Below are 25,525 nucleotides of genomic sequence, written 5' to 3' on the forward strand. Positions count from 1 at the left end.
GTTATTGGTGGTTTAGTGCAGCATTCAACACACTCGATCTCTCGTAGACTTAGCTATATACTCTCGCCTCATTTTTGCTACTACCTATTTATTGAACCTTCTTTTTATTAGAGCTTTGGAGCCTTATGGAATTCGAATTTACTAGAAACACTCTAATGGGTGAATACTATGTGAAATGTAGCATGGGCCATGAGATTGTTGGCCGCTGGCTTCAAGAAGAGATCGGGAAAGATAAGCAGAAGCTGGATCATGTGATGGCGTTGATTGATCAATCTCGACAAGATCTGAGCAATGAAGTGACGCTACTTGGCAAAGAGATCAGTCTTGCTATCAATGAAGATGACGTAACGATTCAAGAAAACGTGCTAGCGCATGAGCAAGAGATGGAAGAGGGCAGCGAGTTCGACTTCTATAACTGTGAGAGCCAAGCAAGCTGTGGAATCGATGACTTCGAGCGACTCATCGAACGCTGGATGGATTTTTTAGGCTATTAAAGTTTAACTTTCTAATCTTTAGTTAGCCCCTATTCTTGAGTAATCTAGAGCCTTGAAGGCTCGGTTGCCCAAAACTGGAGCAACAATAGCGCAACGCATTAAGATAGTGAAAAGGCCGCACCACATTGGTGCGGCCTTTTTCGTTTTTACGGTCGATTGAATAGTATATTGTTTAAAATCAACATCTTAACTTTTTGGCACGCTACTTGGATTGTATTAAGAGAATTAACGGATTAAGTGAAGAATTTAAGGAACGAATATGAAATTAATAAATGCCATTGTTAAGCCATTCAAATTAGACGATGTACGCGAAGCGCTCTCTGATGTGGGTATTGAAGGTATGACAGTTTCTGAAGTGAAAGGTTTTGGTCGTCAGAAGGGACACACGGAATTGTATCGTGGTGCGGAGTATCAAGTTGATTTCCTACCAAAAGTGAAGCTAGAGATTGCTACCCAAGCTGAAAATGTTGACCGAGTTGTTGAAGCGATTAGCCAAGCGGCACACACCGGAAAAATCGGCGATGGCAAAATTTTTGTGTATGACCTAAGCCAAGCCGTACGAATTCGTACCGGTGAAATGGATGCTGAAGCACTTTAAAGAATTACAAGGACTGGAGACTTTAATATGGAACTTACAACAACAGTAATGGAACTACGTTACGCACTAGACACTTTTTTCTTCCTCATTTCAGGTGCGTTGGTCATGTGGATGGCAGCAGGCTTCGCAATGTTAGAAGCTGGTTTAGTTCGCTCAAAGAACACCACAGAAATTTTAACTAAGAACATCTGTTTGTACGCGATTGCTTGTACGACTTTCTTAGTGGTTGGCTACAACATCATGTATGTCGATAACGGTGAAGGTGGATGGCTACCATCATTTGGTGCCCTAATTGGTACTCAAGGTGAAGGTGCAGACCACTCATTAGAATCAGATTTCTTTTTCCAAGTAGTATTTGTTGCAACAGCAATGTCGGTCGTTTCTGGCGCAGTTGCTGAGCGTATGAAGCTTTGGTCATTCCTTATCTTCTCTGTGGTACTAACAGCGTTTATTTACCCAATGGAAGGTTACTGGACTTGGGGTGGTGGTTTCCTATCAGAAGCTGGTTTCAGTGACTTTGCCGGTTCTGGTATTGTACACATGGCAGGCGCTTCAGCAGCATTAGCGGGTGTTCTATTACTGGGTGCTCGTAAAGGTAAATATGGTAAGAACGGTGAAATTTACCCGATTCCTGGTTCAAACATGCCACTTGCAACGTTAGGTACATTTATCCTTTGGTTCGGTTGGTTCGGTTTCAACGGTGGTTCTCAACTTATGGTTTCAGATTTTGAGAACGCAACAGCGGTGGGCCAAATTTTCCTGAACACTAACGCAGCAGCAGCAGCAGGTGCGATTGCAGCACTACTAGTATGTAAAACAACGTGGGGTAAAGCTGACTTAACAATGATCCTTAACGGCGCGTTAGCTGGTCTAGTAGCAATCACTGCAGATCCTCTATCACCATCACCTCTATTTGCTGTTGCAATTGGTTCGGTATCTGGTGCACTTGTTGTGTTCAGTATCATTGCTCTAGACAAAGCTAAGATTGATGATCCAGTAGGTGCTATCTCGGTACACGGTGTATGTGGCTTCTTTGGTCTAATGGCTGTGCCACTAAGTAACGCTGATGCAACATTTGGTGCTCAACTATTGGGTGCTGCGGTAATCTTCGCATGGGTATTCGGTGCTAGCTTAGTTGTATGGGCTGTGCTTAAAGCGACAATCGGTATTCGTGTAACTGAAGATGAAGAACTTGAAGGTATGGACATGCACGATTGTGGTGTAGGCGCTTACCCTGAGTTTGTATCAGTAAAATAATCAGCAGTAATCTTTTGACCTGATAAAAATCAGGCCATAAAAACAAAACCCTACAGCTCATGGTTGTGGGGTTTTGTTGTATTTATGGTCGAACATTGCAAGAGGGAATAAGGGGTAAACAGGTTTCATTTAAAGCGAAGACAAGGTGTTTTTTTGGAAATGCTTTGTTACAAATGTGAGGGTTTTAATGGTCTGAGTAGACGGATTTTTTGTCGCTCGTCATTGTAATTATGTTAATGATGAATATAATAACGCAACTGATAGACATTATCATTTCGATATAAAGGATTTTACAATGAAGAAACTGCTAACACTTTCAGCTCTAGCGTGTGGTGTAATTGCCCCGACAGCAATGGCTGCGGAAGAAGTAAACGTATACTCTTACCGTCAACCTTTCCTAGTTGAGCCAATGTTCAAGGAATTCACGAAAGAGACTGGCATTAAAGTAAACGTTAAGTTTGCTAAAAAAGGTTTAGCAGAAAAATTAGCTCAAGAGGGTGAATACAGCCCTGCGGATGTTGTCTTAACTGTAGATATCAGTCGTTTATCTGAGCTAACAAAACAAGATCTAGTTCAATCTGTCGAGAGTGATGTACTTGAAAAGAACATTCCAGCTCAGTACCAAGATTCCGCTAATGAGTGGTTTGCTCTAACAACTCGTACACGTAGTGTTTATTCTTCACGTGACCGTGTTGGTCGTCTAGGTGAAGAGTTCACTTATGCCGATCTAACTAAACCAGAATTCAAAGGCAAAATCTGTACTCGTAGCGGTAAGCACCCATACAATGTTTCTCTAGTATCTTCGATGATTGCTCACAAAGGTGAAGCTGAAACGAAAGAGTGGCTAGAAGGCGTAAAAGCAAACCTAGCGCGTAAGCCTCAAGGCAACGATCGTGCACAAGTTAAAGCGATTAAAGAAGGTCTATGTGATGTTGCTCTAGGTAACAGCTACTACCTAGGTAAGATGATTAATGATAAAGAGCAAAAAGCTTGGGCTGACTCTGTTTACATTAACTTCCCGAACCAAGAAACAACGGGTACTCACGTAAACATCTCTGGTATGGCTATGGCTAAATTCTCTCCAAACAAAGAGAACGCGGTTAAGCTAATGGAGTTCCTATCAGGCAATACTGCACAAGGCATGTATGCAGAAGTGAACTACGAATACCCAGTTAAAGCAGACGTTAAGCCTTCAGAGCTTGTTGCATCTTGGGGTGAGTTCAAAGCGGATACGATTTCTCTAGATGAAATTGCAGATCACCATGCTGCTGCAATCAAGCTATTAGACGAAGTTAAATTTGATCTTTAATTTATTATTGTAGGCTTCGGCCCACATAAAATTACAACCCCAAGTAGCTATTTTAGGCTTCTTGGGGTTGTTTGTTTTTGGATAAATCACTTTTTGATACAAAGCTCTCTCTTGAACCATTGAGTTATTCGCATCTCACCTTGAAGTCATTACGGTATATGGGTATAAATACCCCCACCATTAAAAGGATATGAGATGTATTTGCAAATGTATTTGTGTTTCATTAAGCCTCGTTGTAGTTAGTTGATGAAAGAAAAGAATTATTTATGGAACACCAGTAGCGGAATAATCGCTGTACTGCTTGTTTTACCAATCTTGGCGATTTTTACGACTGCTGTTGGAGAAACAGATGAGCTCTTTTCTCATCTTATGTCCACAGTAATGCCCACCTATGCCTACAATACGGTGGTTTTAGTCATAGGAACTATGTTCCTGTCTTTGATTTTTGGTATTCCATCTGCATGGATCATGGCAATGTGTCGTGTCCCTGGAGAACGCGTTTTGCAATGGGCTTTGGTGCTGCCATTGGCAATGCCTGGTTATATCGTGGGCTATATTTTTACCGACTGGTTTGACTTCGCTGGCCCTGTTCAAATCCTGTTACGAGATCTAACTGGCTGGGGACCTGGTGAGTATTGGTTCCCCGATATTAGAACCTTATCGGGCGCTATTATTGTTCTGTCTCTCGTTCTTTACCCTTATATTTATTTGCTCTGCCGTGCGGCGTTCATGGAGCAAAACGTATCTCTATTACAATCTGCTCGCTTATTAAAGTGCTCTCCTTGGGAAAGCTTTCGTCGTATTTCATTACCACTTGTTCGCCCCTCGATGGCGGTAGGTTTGTCTCTTGTTGCGATGGAAACTATTGGTGACTTTGGTACGGTAAGTTATTTTGCCGTAAGCACGTTGACGACAGCGGTATACGATACTTGGTTGGGCTATTCAAGCTTAACGGCCGCAGCAAAAATATCGGCAATAATGCTGGTGATCGTCATTCTATTATTGAGTACCGAGCGATACAGCCGTCGTAAACAGAAATTGTTTCAGAATCAATTCAGTAGCCGTGAAGACTTTCGTTATGAACTCATCGGCTGGAAAAAGTGGTTGGCACTCTTTTGGTGTTGGGGATTAGTGTGTATTGCGTTCTTATTCCCTCTCGCGCAGTTGATCATTTATGCCTACAAGTATTTTGCTCAAAGCTGGACCCCAGAATTCAGAGAGTATGCACTTAATAGTCTTTACGTCTCTGTTGTCGCTGCGATTATTGGTGTGATTGTTGCGTTGATTGTCAATTTTAATCAACGTGTTAGTCCTGGTAAGAAAAACTTGGCTTACATGAGGTTCGCTTCAATGGGCTACGCCGTTCCTGGAACCGTGTTAGCGATTGGCGTGATGGTACCTGTGCTGTTTATGGACCATTTAGTTAATGACATAGCGAAAGCGATGGAGTGGGGACGACCAGGTTTAATTTTCTCTGGTTCTATGTTTGCGCTCATATTTGCCATGGTCGTGCGTTTTTCAGCTGTTGCTATTGGTAGTATCGAAAGTAGCTTAAGTAAGGTATCACCTTCATTGGATATGGCTTCTAAAACCATGGGTTGCAATGCCAACCAGATGTTGCGTCGGGTACACTTACCTTTGATTAAGCGTGGTGCACTGATTGCAGGCTTATTGGTGTTTATTGAATCAATGAAAGAGTTAAACGCGGCATTGCTGCTGCGTCCTTTTAATTTCGAAACGCTCGCGACTTATGTTTATAACTATGCGTCAGATGAGCATCTTGAATTAGCAGCCATGCCTGCTGTGTTGTTAGTTTTGGTGGGTTTAATTCCGCTGATCATCGTAAACCGTTCCTTGGAGCAGAAACACTAATGAGTTGTGCATTATCAATTAAAGATCTGACTTGTAAGTATGAGTCCCAAACTATTTTGGAATCTCTTTCTTTAGAAGTCGAGCATGGTGAAATTGTTTGTCTGCTTGGTGCCAGTGGTTGTGGTAAGACAACGCTGCTTAAAGCGATTGCCGGCCTGCTTCCATTGAGCAGTGGCGTTATGAGCTTGAATTGCCAAGTCATTGATGATGCTGCAAATTGGTTGCCGCCAGAGCAGCGTAACATTGGTATGATCTTTCAAGACTATGCTTTGTTTCCACACCTTACGGTGAATCAGAACGTGGCATTTGGTCTGCGTGATATGTCTGAGCAAGATAAGGCAGAGAAAGTTCAAGAGATGCTTGAGCTTGTTCATCTTGATCAATTTGGTGATCGTTATCCTCATCAGCTCTCTGGTGGACAACAGCAACGTGTCGCGATTGCGCGTTCTTTAGCTTATAAGCCAGACCTACTGTTATTGGATGAACCGTTTTCCAACATTGATACCCAAGTACGTCACGAACTGATTTCTCAGATTCGTAAAATCTTTAAGAAGCAGGGTGTGACGGCTATTTTTGTTACTCACAGCCGTGAAGAGGCTTTTGCCTTTGCTGATAAAATGGCAGTAATGAATCACGGTGTGATTGAGCAATATGGCTCGGCATCGGAATTGTACTTCCACCCATCAAGCAAGTTTGTGGCTGACTTCTTGGGTGGCGGTAGCTACTTGAATGCACGGCGTATTTCAGATATTGAATTTGAAACAAGCTTAGGTTCGATCGAAGCGAAGGCGCAAACTGAAATAGAAGTTGGTGCTCAATGTGCGTTGTTGTTAAGGCCTCAACATATCGTAGCCACTCATGATGTAGATAGTAACCTATCTGTATTGGAGCAGCAGTTCATGGGTGACCATTGTCGCTATGTAATTGAAGCTAATGGTCAGAAGTTATTAGCGACTTCTTCAGAAGCTCTTGAAGTGGGCATGCCGGTAACTGTAAAAGTGGATACCAAAGGCGTATTAGCGTTTTAACGACGAGCCGCCAAAACAGTTTTGCCAAAAAATAAAACGCAGTTATAAAAAAGCCCAGCACTTAATCGAAAGTACTGGGCAAAAGCTCTTCATCTATAGGTTTAACAAGGCAGTGATTTATTAAATCCCATACAAGACTGCTGCACTCTATAAGCCTATAGAGAGAGGAAGTCTTTCACTTTTTGAAGAACATGTTCTGCAGTATCTTTATCTTCCATTTCTGCGAAGATTCGTAGTAACGGCTCTGTTCCTGAGAAACGAGCAATCACCCAGCCGCCATTTTTGAAGTACACCTTGGCACCATCTTCATAGCTGACTTTTTCAATTTCGTATTCAAATTCAGGCAGTTGTTTTTCGACGTAAATCTTGGTGTAGAGAGCTTCCTTCTCTGAAGGCTTAAACTTGCAATCCCCTTCAGCCGTATACGCATAACCATATTTAGAGTAGATCTCATCAAGCAGCTCTGAGAGCTTCTTACCTGTTACGCTGATCATCTCAACCAACAAGCTTGATGCGAAGACACCATCTTTACCTTTGATGTGACCTCGAATGGTTAAACCGCCCGAGCTTTCACCACCAATCAGTGAATCATCGGCTTCCATTTGAGAGCTGATATGCTTAAAGCCTACAGGAACCTCAAAGCTCTTTTCACCATGATCTGCCGCTACTTTGTCGAGCAGATGTGTGGTGGCGATGTTACGCACTACAGAGCCTTTCCAGCCTTTGTATTCCAATAAGTAGTAGTAAAGAAGCAGTAACACTTCGTTAGGGTGAATGAAGTGACCTTTCTCATCGATGATGCCTAAACGGTCGGCATCGCCATCGGTACCAATACCAATGTCATAGCCTTCTGCTGCTACCAAATGCTTCAATCGGTAGAGCGTAGCTGCATTAGGAGATGGCATTAGGCCCCCGAAATCTGGGTTCTTACCATCGTTGATTACGTCGACATCACAGCGGGCACTGATTAGAACGGTTTGAAGTGCGTTTTTCGCCACACCAAACATCGGGTCAATCAGTACACGTAGGTTCGCTTTCTTAATCGATTCGATATCAATGGCGTTGATAATCGAGTCAACAAAGGCGTTCATCGGATTGATGATCTCGATTTCTTTGTCGTTTAATGCTTGTTCGAAGTCGACTCGGATAACGTCTTCGCTGGTCAGTGATGCGATTTGCTGTTCAATCTTCTCTGTGATGATCTCATCAGCATCACGGCCACCTTCAATGAAAACCTTGATTCCGTTGTAATCAGCAGGGTTGTGAGAAGCGGTAATACAGGCTGAGTAGACACACCCCATCTCTTTCGCTTGGAACATCACGATAGGAGTAGGAACGAATTTGTCGATAAAGCTTACTTTGATATTGTTAGCGGCCAACACTTCAGCAAACCAACACGCGGCTTTATCTGAAAGGAAGCGGCGGTCATAGCCGATCACAAATCCGTTCTTTGCCGCTCCTTCATTGTTGATGATGTTTGCTAGTGCTTGCGCTACTAAGCGCACGTTTTCTCTAGTGAACTCTTCACCAATAAACGCGCGCCAGCCACCTGTACCAAATTTAATCATTAGAAAATCCTTTTAGTCTCATTGTCTCAAACCGGAAGGCTTGAGACAGGAGCTGTTCGTCAAATTGAGTGACTAGCCTAGAACAACGACAACATCGTTCACGCTGCCTTCTGCTTGCACTGGAATTGCACCTTCAACCTGTTCACCATTGATAGTGATAGAGGCAACGCCTTTGCTTACTGCATTCGGGTTCTGCACTGTGATGTTGTAAGTCGCGCCACGCCATTGACGAGTAACCTCGAACTCTGGCCAATCAGTCGGGATACATGGATCAACTGTTAAGCCTTCAAAGCCTGTACGAACACCAAGAATGAAGTTGGTTACCGCGAAGTAAGCCCAACCAGAGGTACCTGTTAACCAAGGGTGGTTTGCACGACCATGGTCTTTGTGATCTTTACCCATGATGAACTGCACGTACGAGTATGGTTCTGCGTAACGCGTTTCAATCATGTCGTTTTGGTTGTACGGGTTAAGTGCGTCGTAGAACTTCATAGCACGGTCACCACGACCTAGCTTCGCTTCTGCTACCCAAGCCCATGGATTCGGGTGAGAGAAGATAGCGCCGTTCTCTTTAACGCCTTGGTAAACACGAGTCACAAAGCCGATATCGTCGTTTGGTGTAGCAAATGATGGAGAGTTTAGGTGTAAGCCGTACTCAGAGAATAAGTTCTCATCAACTGCGTCCATCGCTTTCTCGCCACGCTCTTGAGATACCGCGCCAGATAGAACCGCTAGCGTGTTTGACTCAAGGTGAACTCGACCTTCAGCTTGTTGAGCGGTACCGATCTTGTCGCCATTTTTAGTCAGACCACGGATGTACCAGCCACCCTCGTCATCCCAAAGGTGCGTTTCACACGCTTCGCGAACGTTCGCTGCCATTTCAGTGTATTTAGTAACGTCAGCATCGTTATTACGGAACTTAGCTAGGTCTAAAAATTCTTGTAGCGCCCAGAAGTGTAGGAATGAAACCATTGAAGATTCACCACCACCTAGGTTTAAACAGTCATTCCAGTCTGCGCGAAGACCCTTACAGATACCCGTTTGACCTACGTATTCTGCAGAGAAGTTCAGTGCCGCTTTCATGTGTTCGTAAACCGTTGCTTCGCCACCATCTGCGTATGGAATCACTTCGTCAAAGAAATCGTGTTCACCCGTTTCCATCACGTACTTGATGATGGTTGGTACGATCCACAAGTGATCATCAGAACAGGTATCGTCAATGCCGTGGATCTTGTCGTCGTCTGACGGTGTTGGAACAACCGTTGGCGATTTTGAAGGTTCAACGTCAGCTTTCTCTGGATCGAACCAGTCAGGATCGAACAAGTGTAGACCGTAGCCCGCTTTAACTTGGCCGCGAAGCAGGTCGATAATACGTTTCTTGGTCATTTGTGGGTTGGCATGAGGTACTGAGATAGCATCTTGCGCCGTATCACGGTAACCAAGGCCAGTACGACCACCAACTTCGATGAATGAAGCAAAGCGTGACCAAACCACACAGGTTTCCGCTTGGTAAAGCGTCCACGTGTTGATCATGGTGTCTAAGCCTTCGTTTGGAGACTTAACTTGGAACTTGTTGCAGCGTTCGTCCCAGTGATCTTTGATTCCTTGGAATGCTGCGTCTACGTTGGCTGTGTCTTGGTATTTCTCACGTAGACGCTCGCCGTTGCCTTTGCCGATACCTAGTACGTACGCAAAGCGAGCCTCTTCACCCGGCTGAATCGTAAATTGCTTATGCAGAGAACCACAGTGGTTGTAACAAGTTTGCGCACTGTTAGAACACTTGCCATTTTCAACCGCAATTGGGTTGGCTTCGTCACGGTACATGCCAAGGAAGTTGTCACGTTGTCCGTCGTAGCTGTCTGGCGAGAAGGTGGATGCTAGGTAGTAGAAGCCTTCAAAGTCGTTGGTGTTGTAGTACAGGTCGTATTCCAGAACACCTTCTTGGTAAGACGTGCCCGCAGAGTACAAAGACATCTGATGGTTTTGGTTATCTGATTGAATGTGACTGAAAGAGAACTCAACAAATGAGAAAGTGCTGATGGTTCTTGGCTTATCTGTGTTGTTCTTCAGTACGACATCCCAAACTTCCGCATCTTCACCCTTAGGAACGAATAGTGTTTTAGTTGCCGTAATACCGCTGTATTCACATTTGAACTTTGAGTATGACAAGCCATGACGAACTTCGTAGTTCGCTTCATCTAGACTTTTTGCCACTGGCTGCCAAGAGATAGACCAGTAATCACCCGTCTCATCATCACGTAGGTAAACATAGTGCCCTGGACGATCGAATGTGCCGTTTGGACGGAACTTAGTAACACGGTTGTATTCCGGAGAATTGTAGAACGAGTAACCGCCCGCATTGTGCGAAATTACGGTACAAAACTTTTCAGTACCTAGGTAGTTGGTCCAAGGTGCTGGTACATCAGGGCGAGTGATGACGTATTCGCGATTGTCGTTATCGAAATAGCCGTATTTCATTGTCATTTCCTTTTTAACAAACTGCATCTATGCAGCTAATTTTTAAATAGTGATGCTGAGTCTTATCTAACTGAGTACCTTAATTTGAGTCAGCAACTTAATTTGAGCAGTAACCGCTCTATATGAGTGTTGCTTTGGTTTTGTTTTATTGAGCTTTCCAAGGGTTGCGATAATCAACATTGAGTCTGTCGAGTAATGGCAGGTGGCCCTTTAGGCGAGATAGGTAATCTAGCCAGTTTCGGTTGTTTTTATGTGTCCAACATCCTTCAGCTAAAGCGCTAATTCTTGGAAATACCATGTAATCCATACGCTTTTGATTGGTGACGATCTCACACCAGAGAGCACACTGAATTCCGCGAATCCGCTTACGAATTGGGTCGGTGTCGGATATCTCAGCAAGCGCTTCGTAGGTATAAGCTTGTTCTAATGGGATAACGGCAGCCCAATCTACGCCCGGTTCTTCCGGTGCATAATCTTGGGTCATGTCAAGATAAGTAAACTGTGCAGGTTGCAGCACCACATCAAAGCCTTGGCGAGCGCAATTGATAGCAGCTTCTTCACTTAGCCACGAGTAGATGATGGTCTCTTTACTGACTTTGTCGCCATGTTGCGCTTCTTCCCAGCCCACCATGCGCTTGCCTAACTGCTTGAGTTTGTTTTCGGCATAGCGGAATAGGTGACCTTGCAAGTCTTTGCTGTCTTGGTACTGGTGCTCTTTCATCAGTGCTTGAGCGGCAGGGCTGTTGCTCCACACTCCTGGTGGTACTTCATCTGCGCCCATGTGGATCAATTCGCTAGGGAACAGCTCTACCACTTCTTCAATAACGGCATCTAGGAATTGGTAAGTACCCGGTAAACCTGGATTTAGCACGTTGTCGTTGTAGTGCTGAATACTCTTGTATTGTGTGGTGTCTGCTTGCTCTACCAGCAGGTCAGGCAGTGACTTTATTGCAGCGCGGCAGTGTCCCGGGATATCGATCTCAGGGATGACTGTGATGCTGCGCTGCTCCGCATATTCAATCACTTCGCGAATCTGTTGCTGCGTGTAGAAGCCACCATAGTTCTCAGCAAGGTGTGTGTATTGTGGTTCTAACGGATGGTCAGGTCCACGCCAAGCACCGATTTTAGTCAGTTGAGGGAGGCTTTTTATCTCAATTCTCCAGCCTTCATCATCGGTTAGATGCCAATGAAAAACGTTGAATTTGTAGTGCGCCAACTGGTTGATTAAACGCTTAACTTGCTCCACTGAGTGGAAATGGCGAGCGCAGTCCAACATCATGCCGCGGTATTTGAAGCGAGGCTGATCAGCGATTTTGCAACATGGAACAGAGAAGTTCTCTGCATCCAGTTGCTGTACCAACTGAATCAAGCTTGCCACGGCGTGTGTGAAGCCAGACTGGCTGCCTGATTCAACCATTATCTGTTGTAACGTGACGGTGAGCTTGTACTCGGCTTCGTCTAACGTCGGATTACTGCGAAATAGAATGTCGCTGTTCTCTTCTGTTAGAAGTCCTGGTGAACGTTTAGTTGAAAGCTCATTCGAAAGAGATATTTCAAAGGAAGAAAGTAATTCTTGTTGCAGCCAAGATACGGCTTTATCTGCAAGGTGAGATTGAACCTCAATCTTGCATGCGCTGCCTAGCTCGAAGCTATCTTGTGTCAGTTCGATCTTATTCGCTTGAGGGATCAAAGCCACTTCAGCCGCACTTACTTGTGGTATTTGATTACGTTCACGATATGGCGAAGCCAAAACTATCGGAGATATCGCCACTGGCAGTACCGATGTTTCGCCCTCGTGATGCGATTGGATAAAGGCATCATTAAGGCCATCCGAATAGAAGCGGAACGGGGCGCTTTGAATACTGAACTCAAGGTAGTAGTGGTTGTTCGCCATTAATACAGGCGAGCTTGGTTTGAACGAACAATAGCTCCCAACTTGAGCCAATTCACCTTGCGATAAACTCTCTGGAAGAATGAATCGGTCAAAGGCAAAATGCAGTGACCAATCTTGTACGTCGAGGTCACTTAAGTTATGTACCGTAAGGCCAAATCGGCAGTTATTTTTTTGTTCGGAAAGAACGGCTAAGTCGATGCGATAATTCATATAACTTCCCTGCTAAGCCTGTTGGTACAGGTTGTGTTGTGATTGACCAGCAAACATCAATGCACCTTCGATAGCATCAAATTGAGGTTTAACGATCCATTGCTGTACTGGTGGTGACAACCAATTGAGAATACGTTCTGCAATACTGCCCATTAAGCACACCTTGTCAGCGCCTTTTCGATGAAGAGCTAAGACAAACATTTCGATATCTGCTGCGGTTAGTTTGAGCATTTCGATAGCCAGTTCGTCACCTTCATTAGCCAGTTGAAAAATGACAGGGGAAAATTGACCGTAATCTTTTGGGATTGCGACTTTCGACCACGCCACGATCGCATCAACATTGTGATTAAAATGCGCCATTACATGTTGAGTCAGTGGTGTTTTGTTACGAATGCCATCTTCAGCGAGTAGAACTTGCTGAATTAAACGAAGGCCCATCACTGCGCCGCCGCCTTGATCTGAAATTGGGAATTCACGACCGCCAACAACATGTTGCTCGCCGTTGTTTAAGTAGATGCCACATGAGCCTGTACCACCAATCATGATTGCGCCGTCTTGGCCATTGTGGGCACCAACACATGCCCCATAAGCGTCTGTGTTTAGCGTCATGCTTGCAAAAGGATGGGTTTGTGCCATGAATTCGAGCCATGCCGACTTTTGCTCAGCACCAGCTAATGCCAATCCAATATGCATATCAGAAAAGTGATTTGAGTCGAGATTACCTTGTCTTGCTGCTGACGTAATCGCATCAACAATGGATACCATCGCAACATCAACACCGAGCAGAATGTTGGCGCTGCCACTCTTTGCTTCGCCAATGAGTTTGCCTTGGTCATCTCGAATTCGAGCTCGGCAAGATGTACCGCCGCCATCAATACCTACGTAGTAAAGAGCCATCGTTATTGCTCCTTACGTTGTGTTAGGAAGTTGAACTGCGCAGCTGTGGCCAGTAAGTACCATGCGCCATGAGGGATCCATTGTTCGCCCCAGCGCCAATTTTGAAGCATGTCATCTTTTTGTGCTGGTGGGTTGAACGCGATGTCTTGCTCATCGTCAAAGCCCGCTGTGATGCCGTTACAAACTCCGCCTTTCGCATTAAAGAAACCAAGCTGTGGCAGGTAGTCTGGGTTGTTATGGCCGTGGCCATCGAGCATGCACATATGGTATGGGTTGAGACCCAAAATCCAATCAAGGCTGTTTTGTGAAAGTTGAATTAGGCGTTTTTGAAGGTCTACATTTTTAATATGAGGTTGAACTAAGTAAGCCATAGTAGCCAATGAGCCGAGGCGTGCATTTTCACCTTGCCACCAGTAACCAGTTTCGTTCTGTTGAGCGACAAAAAAGGCATCACGCTTATCACCGTCGACAGACTTAACGTACTGTCTTGGGTAGCCAAATGGGTTGGTGACTTTGTCGGTAATGTTGGTTTCGAACTGACAAGCTTGCTCAACCACAACTCGAGCTTGTTCTTTCAACTTAAGGTCAGTTTCATTGTCGATGTATTCGCATAGCGCAATCACCGGAAGGCCAGCTTCCGCAGCATGAAAGTACGGTCGACTGCCGTCAGAGTTCGCTGACCAAAAGTTTTCGAAAGATTCATCGGACTGCTGACGAGAGGTTAAACGAGCAGTCCAAATTCTTGCTTCTAAAAGATATTGTTCGTCTTGCGTTACTCGGTAAAGTTCATTGGCTGCGAGTAGGGCACAATACTCATCAATGATGTTCTCTTCACCATCGTTTAGGTACTGGAGGTTGTACTCTTTTAGGTGCCAGTAACCCTTAACAGCCGTTTCAAGGTAGGTGTGGCTCGAGTAACTGCCAGAGGTTTCAAGCTCAGATGCAGCAGCCAGTGCTGCAATAGCAACGCCTGCACCTTGTCGGTAGCCCGCCTGTAAGTCTGTTGATTTATGACCGTCTTGAGTCGCATAAGCGCAGATGTCGCGCTGATTGATATCTTTGCTCCATTTGTCGAATACCGTCATATAGAAGTATCCGTCGGCGTCTTGCATACGCACTAAGAAGTCGGCACCGAACAGAGCCTCTTCCGTTAGACGAGTCATGGAGAATTTAGGGAAGTCTGGATTATGGCTAGTCAAGCGCACGCTTTTTAGCATGTTCCAAACGACCATTGGAATTTGTTGTGGGTTTAGGTAGTTACCATAAGACAGGTGGCTAAAATACTTACTGACATCTCCTGATGCGTCATACCATCCTCCGTGGACATCGACGTATCTGTCGGTACCTAGAATTTGTGCTTGTCGATCTTTTTTGTCGAAAATACCGCCACAGCGTTGTGACTTAAAGTAATGAAGCACATCAGAGAATGTGTGGTTCATTAATAGGTTGCTACCAATCTCAAATACTTCTGAACGCAGGTTGTCAAAACGTAGGTAGTAGCGACCAGATTCAGTAACTGAACTGAAATCGATAGTGAAGAATTGCCCTTGATGCCAATTTGCTACGCGGCCTTGTTTAACCACATCAAAGCTTCCGACAGTCATATGATTGTCTGCACAGACGAGTAAAGCCGTAGTGCTCGATAGACGAGCTTTCTTTGTTTGTAAGATAGCCTGCTTTGGAGCGGTGGATTCGTAGCCAATATGGTTGGTCAATAACAACATCAATGTTCTCCAAAGGTCCTAGTTTCTATTGGCTAGGTACTTGAATGTTTTGGATATAAATAGTTAGGGTCCGCAGACCCTAACTTGGACTTTATTGCTTAGCTTTCGTGTAGGTAACAACGTACAAAGTGGTTATCAGCTAATTGTGTAACTCCTGGAAGCTGTTCTTTACACTTGTCCATCGCTTGAGTGCAACGCCCCGCAAATGGACAACCTACTGATGCCGGAGTCCAGAGCGGGATCTCGCCTTTGTTACCTGCTAGTTTTTCGTGGATCGATTTCTTAGGGTCTGGAACCGCAGAAACAAGAAGTTGCGTGTAAGGGTGTTGAGGGTTAGCAATTACATCATCGGTATCGCCCCATTCGACCATGTGTCCCACGTACATCACTGAAAGATCTTCAGCTATGTAGCGAGCGGTTGCGATGTCGTGGGTGATATATAGCAGAGACATTTGTTTCTCAAACTTCATCTCTTCCATCAGGTTTAAAACACCAGCACGAATCGAAACGTCTAGCATTGAGGTTGGTTCGTCCGCTAAAACGACTTCAGCACCTACCGCGATATTGCGTGCTAGATTGACACGTTGACGTTGGCCACCAGAAAGTTGGTGAGGATACTTTTGCGAAGTCTCTTTCGGCGGAACTAAGCCTACTTGTTCCAATAGATCATAAACTCGTTCTTCAAGCTCTTTCTTGTTGCCCGGAGCGACCTTTTTATGGATCAACAATGGTCGAGCAATATGGTGGAAGATATTGTGAGTAGGGTTTAGCGAACCAAACGGGTCTTGCCATACCATCTGCACACCTTCACGGTAATGCATAAGATCTTTTCGGCTTGAAATCTCTTGGATATCACGGCCTTTGTATTCAATGCTACCGCCCGAAGGCGCATACATTTTTGCGATCATTTTTGCTGTCGTTGATTTACCTGAACCTGATTCACCAACCACCGCTAGGCCACGGCTCTTGTACATTTTGAATGACACGTCGTTAATCGCACGCATCATTGGGGTTTGAATAGTGGTACTGCTTATCGGGAAGTCTTTTACGACATTCTTACCTTCTACCAATAATTGACCGAAATCTTTGCTCATAATTGTCTCCAGAATCCTTGTTCGCTTTGCTTGCTTTTGGGCAGTCGAACCGCCTTGTTAGTTATTCACGCTGTGTCAACGTGCAAGCTATAGCTTCCTTTGTACTATTGGGTCACCGTACAGGTGGCAGTTAGACAAGTGTCCCGGTTCGATAGAACGCAACTTGGTTGGTACTTTTGTACAGGTTTCATGTACACGGTCACAACGAGCTTGGAAACGACATCCTTCAGGTATTTCTAATAGATTTAAGGGGTTGCCTGGAATTCCTGCTAACTTTGTCTTTGGCCCTGTCAGTGGAGGGAAAGAACTACCCAACCCTTTGGTGTAAGGGTGGTAAGGGTTTTCTAGAATATCTTGAGAGTTAGCAACTTCAATAAGCTCACCTGAGTACATGATGCCGATTCGGTCAGAGAACTCGACCATCAATGATAAGTCGTGGGTGATGAACAAAATCGAGAAGCCAAACTCTTCTTTTAATGCATAAATCTTTTGTAGGATTTCACGTTGAACGACCACATCCAGTGCTGTCGTTGGCTCATCCATAATGATCAGCTTTGGATTCAGCGCTAGTGCGATAGCAATAACCAAACGTTGACGCATGCCACCAGAGAATTGGTGAGGGTAGTCAGTTAATCGACTTGGATGAATATCGACGATTTCAAGTAGACCTTCAGCTCGTTGTTTAGCTTGCTCACGGGTCATATTAGTGTGACGCATAATTACGTCACAGAACTGCTCTTCCATTGGTAGTACTGGGTTGAGTGCGTTCATCGCACTCTGGAATACCATGGACATCTCGCTCCAACGGAACGATTGCATGCGTTCATCACTGTATTCAAGGATGTTTTCACCGTTGAAGATAACCTCCCCACCACTGATATAAGCTGGCGGCTTATGAAGACGCATAAGAGAGAAAGCTACCGTTGATTTACCACAGCCAGATTCTCCAGCTAGGCCGAATACTTCACCCGGAGCGATATCGAAACTTACATTGTTACAAGCACGAACATCGCCTGACTCTGTGATGTAATCCACGCATAAGTTGCGGATAGAAATTAGTGGTTCAGACATGATTATTTATCTCCGCTCCAAAGTGCATTTTGTGGTGGTAGTTCTGGTTCACGTTCTTCTTTGTCTTGAGCCGCTAGTTTCTTCCAACGTTTCATACCTTTGTGAGAACGCAATTGAGGGTTAGCAATTTCATCGACAGCAAAGTTAAGCAAAGCAAGGCCTGTTACTAGTAGTGTCAGTGCGATACAAGGAGCCAACAGTTCCCACCAAGCGCCAATCAGCATAGATGAAGACGTTTGAACGTTGTAAAGCATGATGCCCCAACTGATTGTGTTTGAGTCACCAAGACCTAGGAATGAAATTGTTGCTTCCATCATGATTGCGTACATCACCGAACCGATGAAGCTTGCGCCGACAATAGAGATAAGGTTTGGTAGAATCTCTACGAAGATGATGCGGAATGAAGATTCACCCAAAACTTCAGCTGCTTTTACAAACTCTTTTTCACGCAGTGCTAAAGTTTGGGAGCGAACAACACGGGCCCCCCAAGCCCAGGACATAAAGCCGATAACTAAGGTGATGGTGAGTGGCCCTGCCTCACCGATAAAGGCCGCGACTACGAACAATAATGGGTATTGAGGAATAACCAGCATGATGTTCATCGCTGCGGTCAGTATGTCATCCACACGGCCACCAAAGTAACCAGCCGAAACACCGATAACAGTTGCTAATAAACATACGGTTAGACCAGCCCCAAAACCTACCGCAAGAGATACACGTGCGCCGTATACCACTTGTGACCAAACATCACGCCCCATACGAGTTGTACCGAGTACGTGGTCTGCCTTCTTAGACATAATTAATGTACGACGGTCGTCTGCTAAGTTTTGAGCAACCCAGCCGTCAGGGTTAGTTTGTGCAGACTTCACGATGAAACCTGGGTATTCGTGCGGGTTACCTGTACGTTTGTCTGGTACATGTTTGGTAATTAAAGGGGCAGCAATAGCGCCAAGAATAAAAATACTTAGGATGATGACGCCAGTTAGGGCCATCGGGTTACGCCAAATGAGTTTTAGAATGTCTTTCATGATTATTTACCACCCTTACGAAGACGAGGGTCAAGAACAACGTAAAGCATGTCGGCAACTAGGTTAAAGAACAGCATGAATAGCGTCATAATAAGCAGTTGGCCTTGCAATACTTGGTAGTCACGAGCGTTAATTGCGTTGAAAAGTACGCTGCCAAGGCCTGGGTAGTTAAAGATGATTTCGATGATTAATTGACCACCGATTGCCATGCCTAAAGACATTGAAAGGGCTGTAACACTTGGTAGCATCGCGTTACGAGCTGCGTAGTTGAATACCACTCGGTTCTCGCTAAGGCCTTTGCCTTTAGCCATAGTTATGTAGTCTTCTGCTAGCAGGTTGATCATGTTGTTACGCATGTTTACTAGGAAGCCACCAATTTGAACTATGGATGCACACACCAAGGGTAAGAAAGCGTGGTACGCAACGTCTTTTATGAATGCCCAACTTGTCCAGTCAGGTATCGTACCTGCGGTATAGGCGTAGCCTGTCGGGAACCACTTTAAGCCAATGGCGAAGGTGAATAGTGCAATCATCGCAATAACTACCTGAGGAACGGCTTGTAGAATAAGCATCCCCGGTGTAACAAATGCATCGTATTTGCTGCCACGTTTCCATGCTGCAAAAATACCTAGGATTGAACCAATAGAGAAAGAAAGAACAACTGCGGTCCCAGCTAAGAAAAGCGACCAGCCAAATGCTCCGCCCAACAATGTATTTACTGAGAGTGGGTAGAATTGGATTGATGTACCAAGCTCCCAGCTAAGAATGTTTTTCATATACGCTACATATTGAACGAGTAAGCCACCATCAACGAAGCCTAATAGTTCTTTCATTGCAGCTATACGCTCTGGAGTAACTTGTACAGAAGCGTTCGCAAACATCATGGTAACTGGGTCACCAGGCATTGCTCTTGGAATAATAAAGTTTAACGTCGCAGCAACTAATAGCGCGACAAAATAGAATGACAAACGTCTAAAAAAATAACCCATAACTCACACCTTACTCACCCAGATTGTTTCCCTGTTTCTGGATTCAGGTCGCTCCTAGCGAAATTTGGAACGAAAAATCCCCTGACGACTAGCGCCATACTTTCAATTGATAGTGTGGGGATTTTTATAAGCGGCGTAAGAAGTTACGCCGCAAAAATTGAACGATTACTTATTTAACTGGTTTTAGGTCCAGTACATGAAGTAGACGCTCTGGAATACCAGCCCAAATGTTTGGACGGCCTTTTGGATTTTCTTCGTTCCACCAACCAGTGAAGCGAGTTGTGTTGTATTGGTACATGTAAGCACCAGACATCACCGGAATTGTCACTTGGTCCGCAGCGATGATTTGCTGGATACCATGTGCAATATCTAGTTGTTCGTTCTTATCAGCTGTTTTGTAGAAGCTGTTTAGAAGACCATCTAGCTTATCATTTTGGTAGTAGTGCATTGCGAAACGAGGCATACCATCACCAGATTGTAGTGACGAGTTGTAAGCACTGTTCCAGTATGTGTATGGATCCGCACCATGGAAGTAGTTTGTGTATGCTACGTCGTATGTACCTTCAAGCATTGCTTGGTTGTACACTGAGAAATCAGGTGTACGAGCTTTCGCTTTAATACCGATCTCGTTTAGCTGTTCTACCGCAAGTTGAACTGTGTTGTTAAAGTCAGTCCAGCCATTTGGCGATTGAATCATTAGTTCGAAAGACTTGCCTGATGGAGTATCAACAAAACCATCTTTGTTTACATCTTTGAAGCCTGCGTCAGCAAGAAGCTTTTTAGCACCTTCAGCATTGTATGTGTTGAAGCCTTTGTACTTGTTGTGAGTCTTTTCATCAGACCAAGCTTCAAACGCGTAGCCAAGACCTGATGCGAAATCGTTCACAGTACCACCGCCGTAGAATGCGATGTCGATGATAGTTTGACGATCAAGAGCCATTGAGAAAGCACGGCGGAATTCAACGTTGCTCAATGCTTCATGCTTCGCAGCATCAGGGTGCTTGAAGTTAACGATGAATGCTTGCGTACCTGCTGGCGGGTACCAGTAGTGGTGTTTCGGGCTCGCTGCTGCGTAGGTACGGTCGATATCAGGAACGAAAGAAGACGTCCAATCCATTTCACTGTTTACAACTTTACCTAGGAACTGGTCGTTGTTAGCAATTTGTGGAACGCGCAGACAGTCAACATCTAGGTTGTCTGCATCCCAGTAGTTCGGGTTTGCACACTGGATGTATAGTTGCGCTGTAAACGTATCGATTTCTGTAAACGGACCTGAACCTACAGGGTTCTCATTGGTGAACGTAGATGGATTTTGTACGTCTTTCCAGATGTGCTTAGGTACTACTGGTACTTTAGCAATCTCATAAGGTACGTTTGAGTTAGCTTCTGTTAGGGTAAACTTAACTTGGTTGTCGTTCAGTTTTTCTACAGAAGTTACCCAAGAGTTGATACCAGATTGGTCAAGTTCTGGCTTCTCTTTTACAAGGTTGAAAGAAAAAACAACATCATCAGCAGAGAAAGTTTCTCCGTCAGACCATTTAACACCCTTACGAATGTCAAAAACTACGCTCATCAGGTCATCTGACATTGTGAAGTTTTCAGCTAGACGGAACACTGGAGTGTTACCGTGCATTTCGTTAAATACTACTAGCGGCTCATAAAGGAAGTCGGTTGTAGTATGTAGGTTAGTAGCACCAAGGTACGGGTTAAAGTTACGTACGAATGTAGTGTACTCTTTCGGGTGAATAGTCAACTCACTGCGTTCTGCAGCGGTTGCTACTGATGCAAAACCTGTTGTAGCAGTTGCAATAATTGCTGTTGCTATTGCTGTTTTTTTTATATTGGCAAGCATAGCTGTTCCTTACTATTTGCTTTCATTTCACTAATGGATTGAATGTTATCTGTCGCTAATTGTTTAGTAGATACACACTCTAGTTAAAGGCCTACCTCTTCTTCATTGCTCCAGATTTGTTGCTTCTTCTGAGAAGTGGTAAGAGTGGCCTGTAGGCCTTTGGCAGGAGTAAGAAAACACCTTATCGATGAATTAATCAAACTCGTTTCCCGTCAAAAACGTTAAAAACACACATCGACACGTCATTAACGTCAAAACATGGCGCTTTGATGGTTTTTTGCGCGCAGTTGTTAAGGTGATGTGACTCGCAATTGATTTTGTAGTAGTACCGGTACGTTAGTGGTTACTTACTTTTCTGGCTTTTAATTGTAATGGGTTATTCCATTTTAATGTAATTGTAGATCTCTATCACTTACTGGTTCTACGTTAAATTTCCCTAGAAAATTAAATCTGCCGTTCTGTTGTGACTCGCTTCTCAAACTGCAACAAAGAGTCGGAGGAATGTGAAATTCAGCCAAGAATAAGCTCTTAAGTATCGATTGAACAGGTGATTGTTTAAGCTTACGTGACGTATGATTTGGCTTGTTTAACTAGAAAAAAAAAGTAATAGCGTAGACTAAATGTTGTGCTTTTATTGAACGATTAGGCATGAAAAAGCCCACTCAAGGTGGGCTGCATTACTCACTGTATCGTGATATTTCTTCGGGGTTAGCTGGTCAGTAATTTCTGCAGTTTATCCCTTAGCATCTCGATATGAGTTCTTTCGGGGGTCTGCTCTTTACAATGTTCGAGAATAAACTCAATAGAGCTCAATACCGTTCTCCAGCGAGGCGTTCTTGGTAGTGTTTCTACACGAAGGTACTTATCTAAGGTTCGAGTTTGAAGTGTGCTGCGGTCTAAATAGACTCGCCACAAGCCACTTTTCTCTGCGAAAGCAAACTTGGTTTCCCCTGTAACAGACTCCCAGTAGATAATGGCATTGGTCATGACATCGACTAATACTTCACGCATCAGCTCTTGTTTGTTTTTACCTTCACCGGTTGCCTTATCAGCAAGACGAGTAAATTCACCACCAAGCTCCTTCAGTTGTTGCAGCTTATCTTTGTCACCTTCAAAGGCGTAGCTTGAAAGTGCCTCAACCGCCGTTTCAAGGTTATTAACTCGGTTTGAGTTAACGCCACCACCCACATTGAAGATATACATGGTATCGAGCCCTGAGCCTTCAGGTAGCTTGAGGATGTCACTTGGAATGCGCTGACGTGTGTCATCTATGTAGATATCAATATCACCACAGTAGTGGGCTTGTTCCACTTTAAGGTATTTAGGTGCGATGATCTCGTCGGCCATTGAACGCTTAAGTTGTTCTTGTCCGCGTCTAAATAGCTTAGCAGCCGCTTCGTTTGCAAATCGAATACGTTGGTCATCTCGAATACAGATGATCGCCTCTGGAGCTGACTCCAACTGTTCTAGCAAGCGTCCTTGAGTTTCTAACAGGTTGGCCTCAACCATGGCTCTATGTTTGAGCTCTAATTGCAGTTGGTCATTCTCAAGACGCCTTTGCTCGGCTTTACTTGCCGATAAGTGCGCTGTGATTCGAGCTGCAAGTTCTTGTTTATTAAATGGCTTGGATAAGTAGTCATTGGCACCCGCTTCGAAGCCTCGTACTCGGTCTTCTGCTTGGTTCAATGCCGTAAGCATGATGATTGGCAATTGTGCGTGATCATATTGCTTACGTAGCGCTTCACAAACCTGATAACCACTCATACCTGGCATCATGATGTCGAGTAACAGTAATTCTGGTTTCTCTTTTTCAATCAGTTCAATGGTTTCTGGGCCATCACATGCGGTACGAACTCGATAACCTTCTAATTTCAAGAAGCTGTCTAATACGCGCAGGTTGACTGGCTCATCATCAGCGATAACTAATAATGGACCATTAGGATCTTCACTGATAATGCTGTTTTCTTGTTGGCTATTATCTATCAAATCTGGCGCTTGGAAGTGTGAGTAGTTTCCAGACTCGTTATAGCTATCCAGTTCTTGTTGGGTAGCTACAGGCAGAGTAAAGCTGAAAGTCGTGCCTAGCATTGGCTGGCTACTCACGTACAGTGAACCTCCCATTAGCTCAATCAGCTGACGGCTAATAGATAACCCAAGCCCTGCACCTTGGCGGTAGTTACTGGCATCTTGGCCAGCTTGAATCAGTGGTTCAAAGATATGTTCAAGGTACTCTGCCGGTATTCCTTGGCCTGTATCGACAACTTGTACACGAATGTTGTCGTCGATAACGCTTGCTGAGATAACAATCTTACCTTCGGATGTGTACTTGATGGCATTACCAACCAAGTTATACATCACTTGCTCAAGTCGTTGAGGGTCCGATGAAACTAGGCCTAAATCACTTGGCACTTGGTTAATGATGCGGATTGGCTTGTTACCTAATAGGTGATGAGAAAGCTCAAGAACCAAGTTGGTGGCGGCAGACAAATCAACGGCAGACTTTTTAATGTCCAAGCTGCCATAACGCATTTTATGGTAATCAAGCAGGTCATCAACCAGTGTTGCCAATCTCTGTCCACTATTGATGATGATATCCAGTTGGTATTTCTGATTAGCAGGAATAGGGCCATTTGCGCCGGATATTAGCGCTTCAGCAATACCAACCATGCCATGTAGCGGTGTTCTTAGTTCATGTGAGGTCGTTGCTAAGAACTCATCTTTAAGCTTGTTGGCCAACTGCAGCTCTTCGTTTTGCTTTTGAATGGTCTTTAGGTTGTCCTCAAGCTCATCATTTTGGCTTCTAATTAGCTGCATTTTTTCGCGAATCGAACGCTGCATCCGTTCAAAGCTGACGGCTAAGCGGCCTATTTCGTCTTTGCGTTCGGTATTAATCATGGTTTCGTCAAGATCACCTGCAGAGACTTTCTCGGCAGCCCACGTGAGCTTGAGGAGAGGGGAAGTGATGAAATTGGACAGATAATGTGATGCGACAAACACAAGAATGATCGCTGTTAGCATTACGATCACGAAGATCTTTTCTAGCTGATGAATACGAGCAAAAGCTTCTTTCTCTGGAAGCTCCACGACCAAAGCCCATGTCGCATATTTTAGTTCAATAGGAGTGTATGCCGCGATGATCGCTTGATCTTGAGTGTTGTTGAATGTCCCAACGGCTGTTTCACCTGCAAGTGCTTTATTAACAACATCTAAGCTTAAATTGATCGACTCTTGTGAATGCGCGAGGCTACGGGGCAAGTGATCGTCACCGACCAATAACGTCTGAATGTTTGAACGCTTATTTACGTCGGCAATCAGCTTAGTAATGCCGTTAATCGGAAGTCTAAACATCGCATAACTGTGTAAGTAACCTTGTTGTACGATTGGCGCACCAAGCCATGCGGTTTGTTTTCCGTCTTCGTCTTTGAAGTCAGAGACAATAACGGGCGTGTAATCTTCGTTAGATCTACGTCTATCGGTCACGTCTTTTGCTAGTCGTTGAAACGTCAGGCCTAGGTTTGAATCTTTGTATTTGCCGGTTAATAAGTTGGTGCCGTAGTCATCATGCTTAAAGACTGAGTAAGCGATATTGCCATTGATATCGACTAATAAAATATCGTCAAAATCGGAGCGTTTAAGCAGCTCTAAGTAGGCATTATGGTAGCGCTTGTGCAGTAGACGATAACGCTCGCTGCCAATAAAACTGGTGGACTCTGGAAGAATCGATGTTTTTATTTGATCGCCAGAACCTTGAATGTAGCGCTGCTGCGCATTACTGCGTGCTTCGTCAATATCTAAACCAAGTCGTTGGAAGGCATTGATTAAGCCGTAAAATCGCCCACCACTGGCATTGGCGAGTTCTGAACGCACAAAGCCCATCACTTGAGACTCTTGAGCTTGTAGATAATCGACAATTTGCTGTTGCTTAGTATCACGAACGGAAACAAGGTGTGAGGTACTTTGTTCCTGAAGGTCCTGACTGTGCGATTGGAGGAAAAATATCGCGATAAGTGTCACTGGGGTAATACTGAGGACAAGAAATGCCAGCATTAGGGTATTTTGAAGGCGCTTAAACTTCTGCTTACGATAGAATCTAAACATAAATTGGGTACTACTTTCCTTTGATGTACTGCTAAAAGGGGCGAAAACAAGTACAGAGAATAGA

General features: G+C 44.5%; 17 protein-coding genes. 6 read left to right on the plus strand and 11 right to left on the minus strand.

Translation table 11 applies throughout. The features are described 5' to 3' along the window. Positions 1-125: 125 nt before the first annotated feature. The 6 genes from OCV36_RS02900 to OCV36_RS02925 all read left to right on the plus strand — a co-directional run bounded on the left by OCV36_RS02900 (position 126) and on the right by OCV36_RS02925 (position 6,558). Positions 126-494, plus strand: coding sequence for a YacL family protein (locus tag OCV36_RS02900; protein WP_017073111.1), 369 nt, complete (start codon positions 126-128; stop codon positions 492-494). 259 nt (positions 495-753) lie between these two features. Further along, positions 754-1,092: a P-II family nitrogen regulator gene (gene glnK / locus OCV36_RS02905; protein ID WP_004738200.1), complete on the plus strand. Its 339-nt coding sequence runs from the start codon at positions 754-756 to the stop codon at positions 1,090-1,092. A gap of 27 nt (positions 1,093-1,119) precedes the next feature. Next, a complete protein-coding gene (locus OCV36_RS02910) occupies positions 1,120-2,349 on the plus strand; it encodes an ammonium transporter (RefSeq protein ID WP_017073110.1) in 1,230 nt (409 codons plus the stop codon). 295 nt (positions 2,350-2,644) lie between these two features. After that, positions 2,645-3,658, plus strand: a complete 1,014-nt coding sequence (locus tag OCV36_RS02915) for a Fe(3+) ABC transporter substrate-binding protein (RefSeq protein WP_135457136.1) — start codon at positions 2,645-2,647, stop codon at positions 3,656-3,658. A gap of 246 nt (positions 3,659-3,904) precedes the next feature. Next, a complete protein-coding gene (locus OCV36_RS02920; protein WP_017073107.1) occupies positions 3,905-5,530 on the plus strand; it encodes an ABC transporter permease in 1,626 nt (541 codons plus the stop codon). After that, positions 5,530-6,558 (plus strand): ABC transporter ATP-binding protein, encoded by a 1,029-nt coding sequence (locus tag OCV36_RS02925; RefSeq protein ID WP_135457134.1) that lies wholly within the window; start codon positions 5,530-5,532, stop codon positions 6,556-6,558. The genes OCV36_RS02920 and OCV36_RS02925 overlap by 1 nt, the downstream gene beginning before the upstream one ends. A 155-nt stretch (positions 6,559-6,713) precedes the next feature. Here OCV36_RS02925 and OCV36_RS02930 read toward each other — a convergent pair whose 3' ends face one another. The 11 genes from OCV36_RS02930 to OCV36_RS02980 form a co-directional block, all read right to left on the minus strand. Then, a complete protein-coding gene (locus tag OCV36_RS02930) occupies positions 6,714-8,126 on the minus strand; it encodes a phosphoglucomutase/phosphomannomutase family protein (RefSeq protein WP_135457132.1) in 1,413 nt (470 codons plus the stop codon). Positions 8,127-8,198: 72 nt separating this feature from the next. Beyond that, positions 8,199-10,604, minus strand: coding sequence for a GH36-type glycosyl hydrolase domain-containing protein (locus tag OCV36_RS02935; protein ID WP_135457130.1), 2,406 nt, complete (start codon positions 10,602-10,604; stop codon positions 8,199-8,201). Between the two features lie 145 nt (positions 10,605-10,749). After that, positions 10,750-12,708, minus strand: coding sequence for a beta-N-acetylhexosaminidase (locus OCV36_RS02940; RefSeq protein ID WP_135457128.1), 1,959 nt, complete (start codon positions 12,706-12,708; stop codon positions 10,750-10,752). 12 nt (positions 12,709-12,720) lie between these two features. Continuing rightward, complete coding sequence (locus tag OCV36_RS02945) at positions 12,721-13,605, minus strand: N-acetylglucosamine kinase (protein ID WP_135457126.1); 885 nt, start codon at positions 13,603-13,605, stop codon at positions 12,721-12,723. A 2-nt stretch (positions 13,606-13,607) separates the two neighbouring features. Beyond that, positions 13,608-15,329 carry a glycoside hydrolase family 9 protein gene (locus OCV36_RS02950; RefSeq protein WP_135457124.1) on the minus strand — a complete coding sequence of 574 codons (1,722 nt, stop codon included), beginning with the start codon at positions 15,327-15,329 and terminating at the stop codon, positions 13,608-13,610. 98 nt (positions 15,330-15,427) lie between these two features. Further along, positions 15,428-16,423 (minus strand): ABC transporter ATP-binding protein, encoded by a 996-nt coding sequence (locus tag OCV36_RS02955; protein ID WP_017073100.1) that lies wholly within the window; start codon positions 16,421-16,423, stop codon positions 15,428-15,430. A gap of 87 nt (positions 16,424-16,510) precedes the next feature. Beyond that, entirely contained in the window at positions 16,511-17,494 is a 984-nt protein-coding gene (locus tag OCV36_RS02960; protein WP_017073099.1) for an ABC transporter ATP-binding protein, read from the minus strand. A gap of 2 nt (positions 17,495-17,496) precedes the next feature. After that, positions 17,497-18,522 carry an ABC transporter permease gene (locus tag OCV36_RS02965; RefSeq protein WP_017073098.1) on the minus strand — a complete coding sequence of 342 codons (1,026 nt, stop codon included), beginning with the start codon at positions 18,520-18,522 and terminating at the stop codon, positions 17,497-17,499. 2 nt (positions 18,523-18,524) lie between these two features. Continuing rightward, positions 18,525-19,511 carry an ABC transporter permease gene (locus OCV36_RS02970; protein ID WP_017073097.1) on the minus strand — a complete coding sequence of 329 codons (987 nt, stop codon included), beginning with the start codon at positions 19,509-19,511 and terminating at the stop codon, positions 18,525-18,527. Between the two features lie 169 nt (positions 19,512-19,680). Next, complete coding sequence (locus OCV36_RS02975; protein ID WP_135457122.1) at positions 19,681-21,363, minus strand: ABC transporter substrate-binding protein; 1,683 nt, start codon at positions 21,361-21,363, stop codon at positions 19,681-19,683. Between the two features lie 708 nt (positions 21,364-22,071). Then, positions 22,072-25,461 (minus strand): response regulator, encoded by a 3,390-nt coding sequence (locus tag OCV36_RS02980; RefSeq protein ID WP_135457120.1) that lies wholly within the window; start codon positions 25,459-25,461, stop codon positions 22,072-22,074. Positions 25,462-25,525: the final 64 nt, after the last annotated feature.

The organism is Vibrio echinoideorum (assembly GCF_024347455.1).
Classification (GTDB): Bacteria; Pseudomonadota; Gammaproteobacteria; order Enterobacterales; family Vibrionaceae; genus Vibrio; species Vibrio echinoideorum.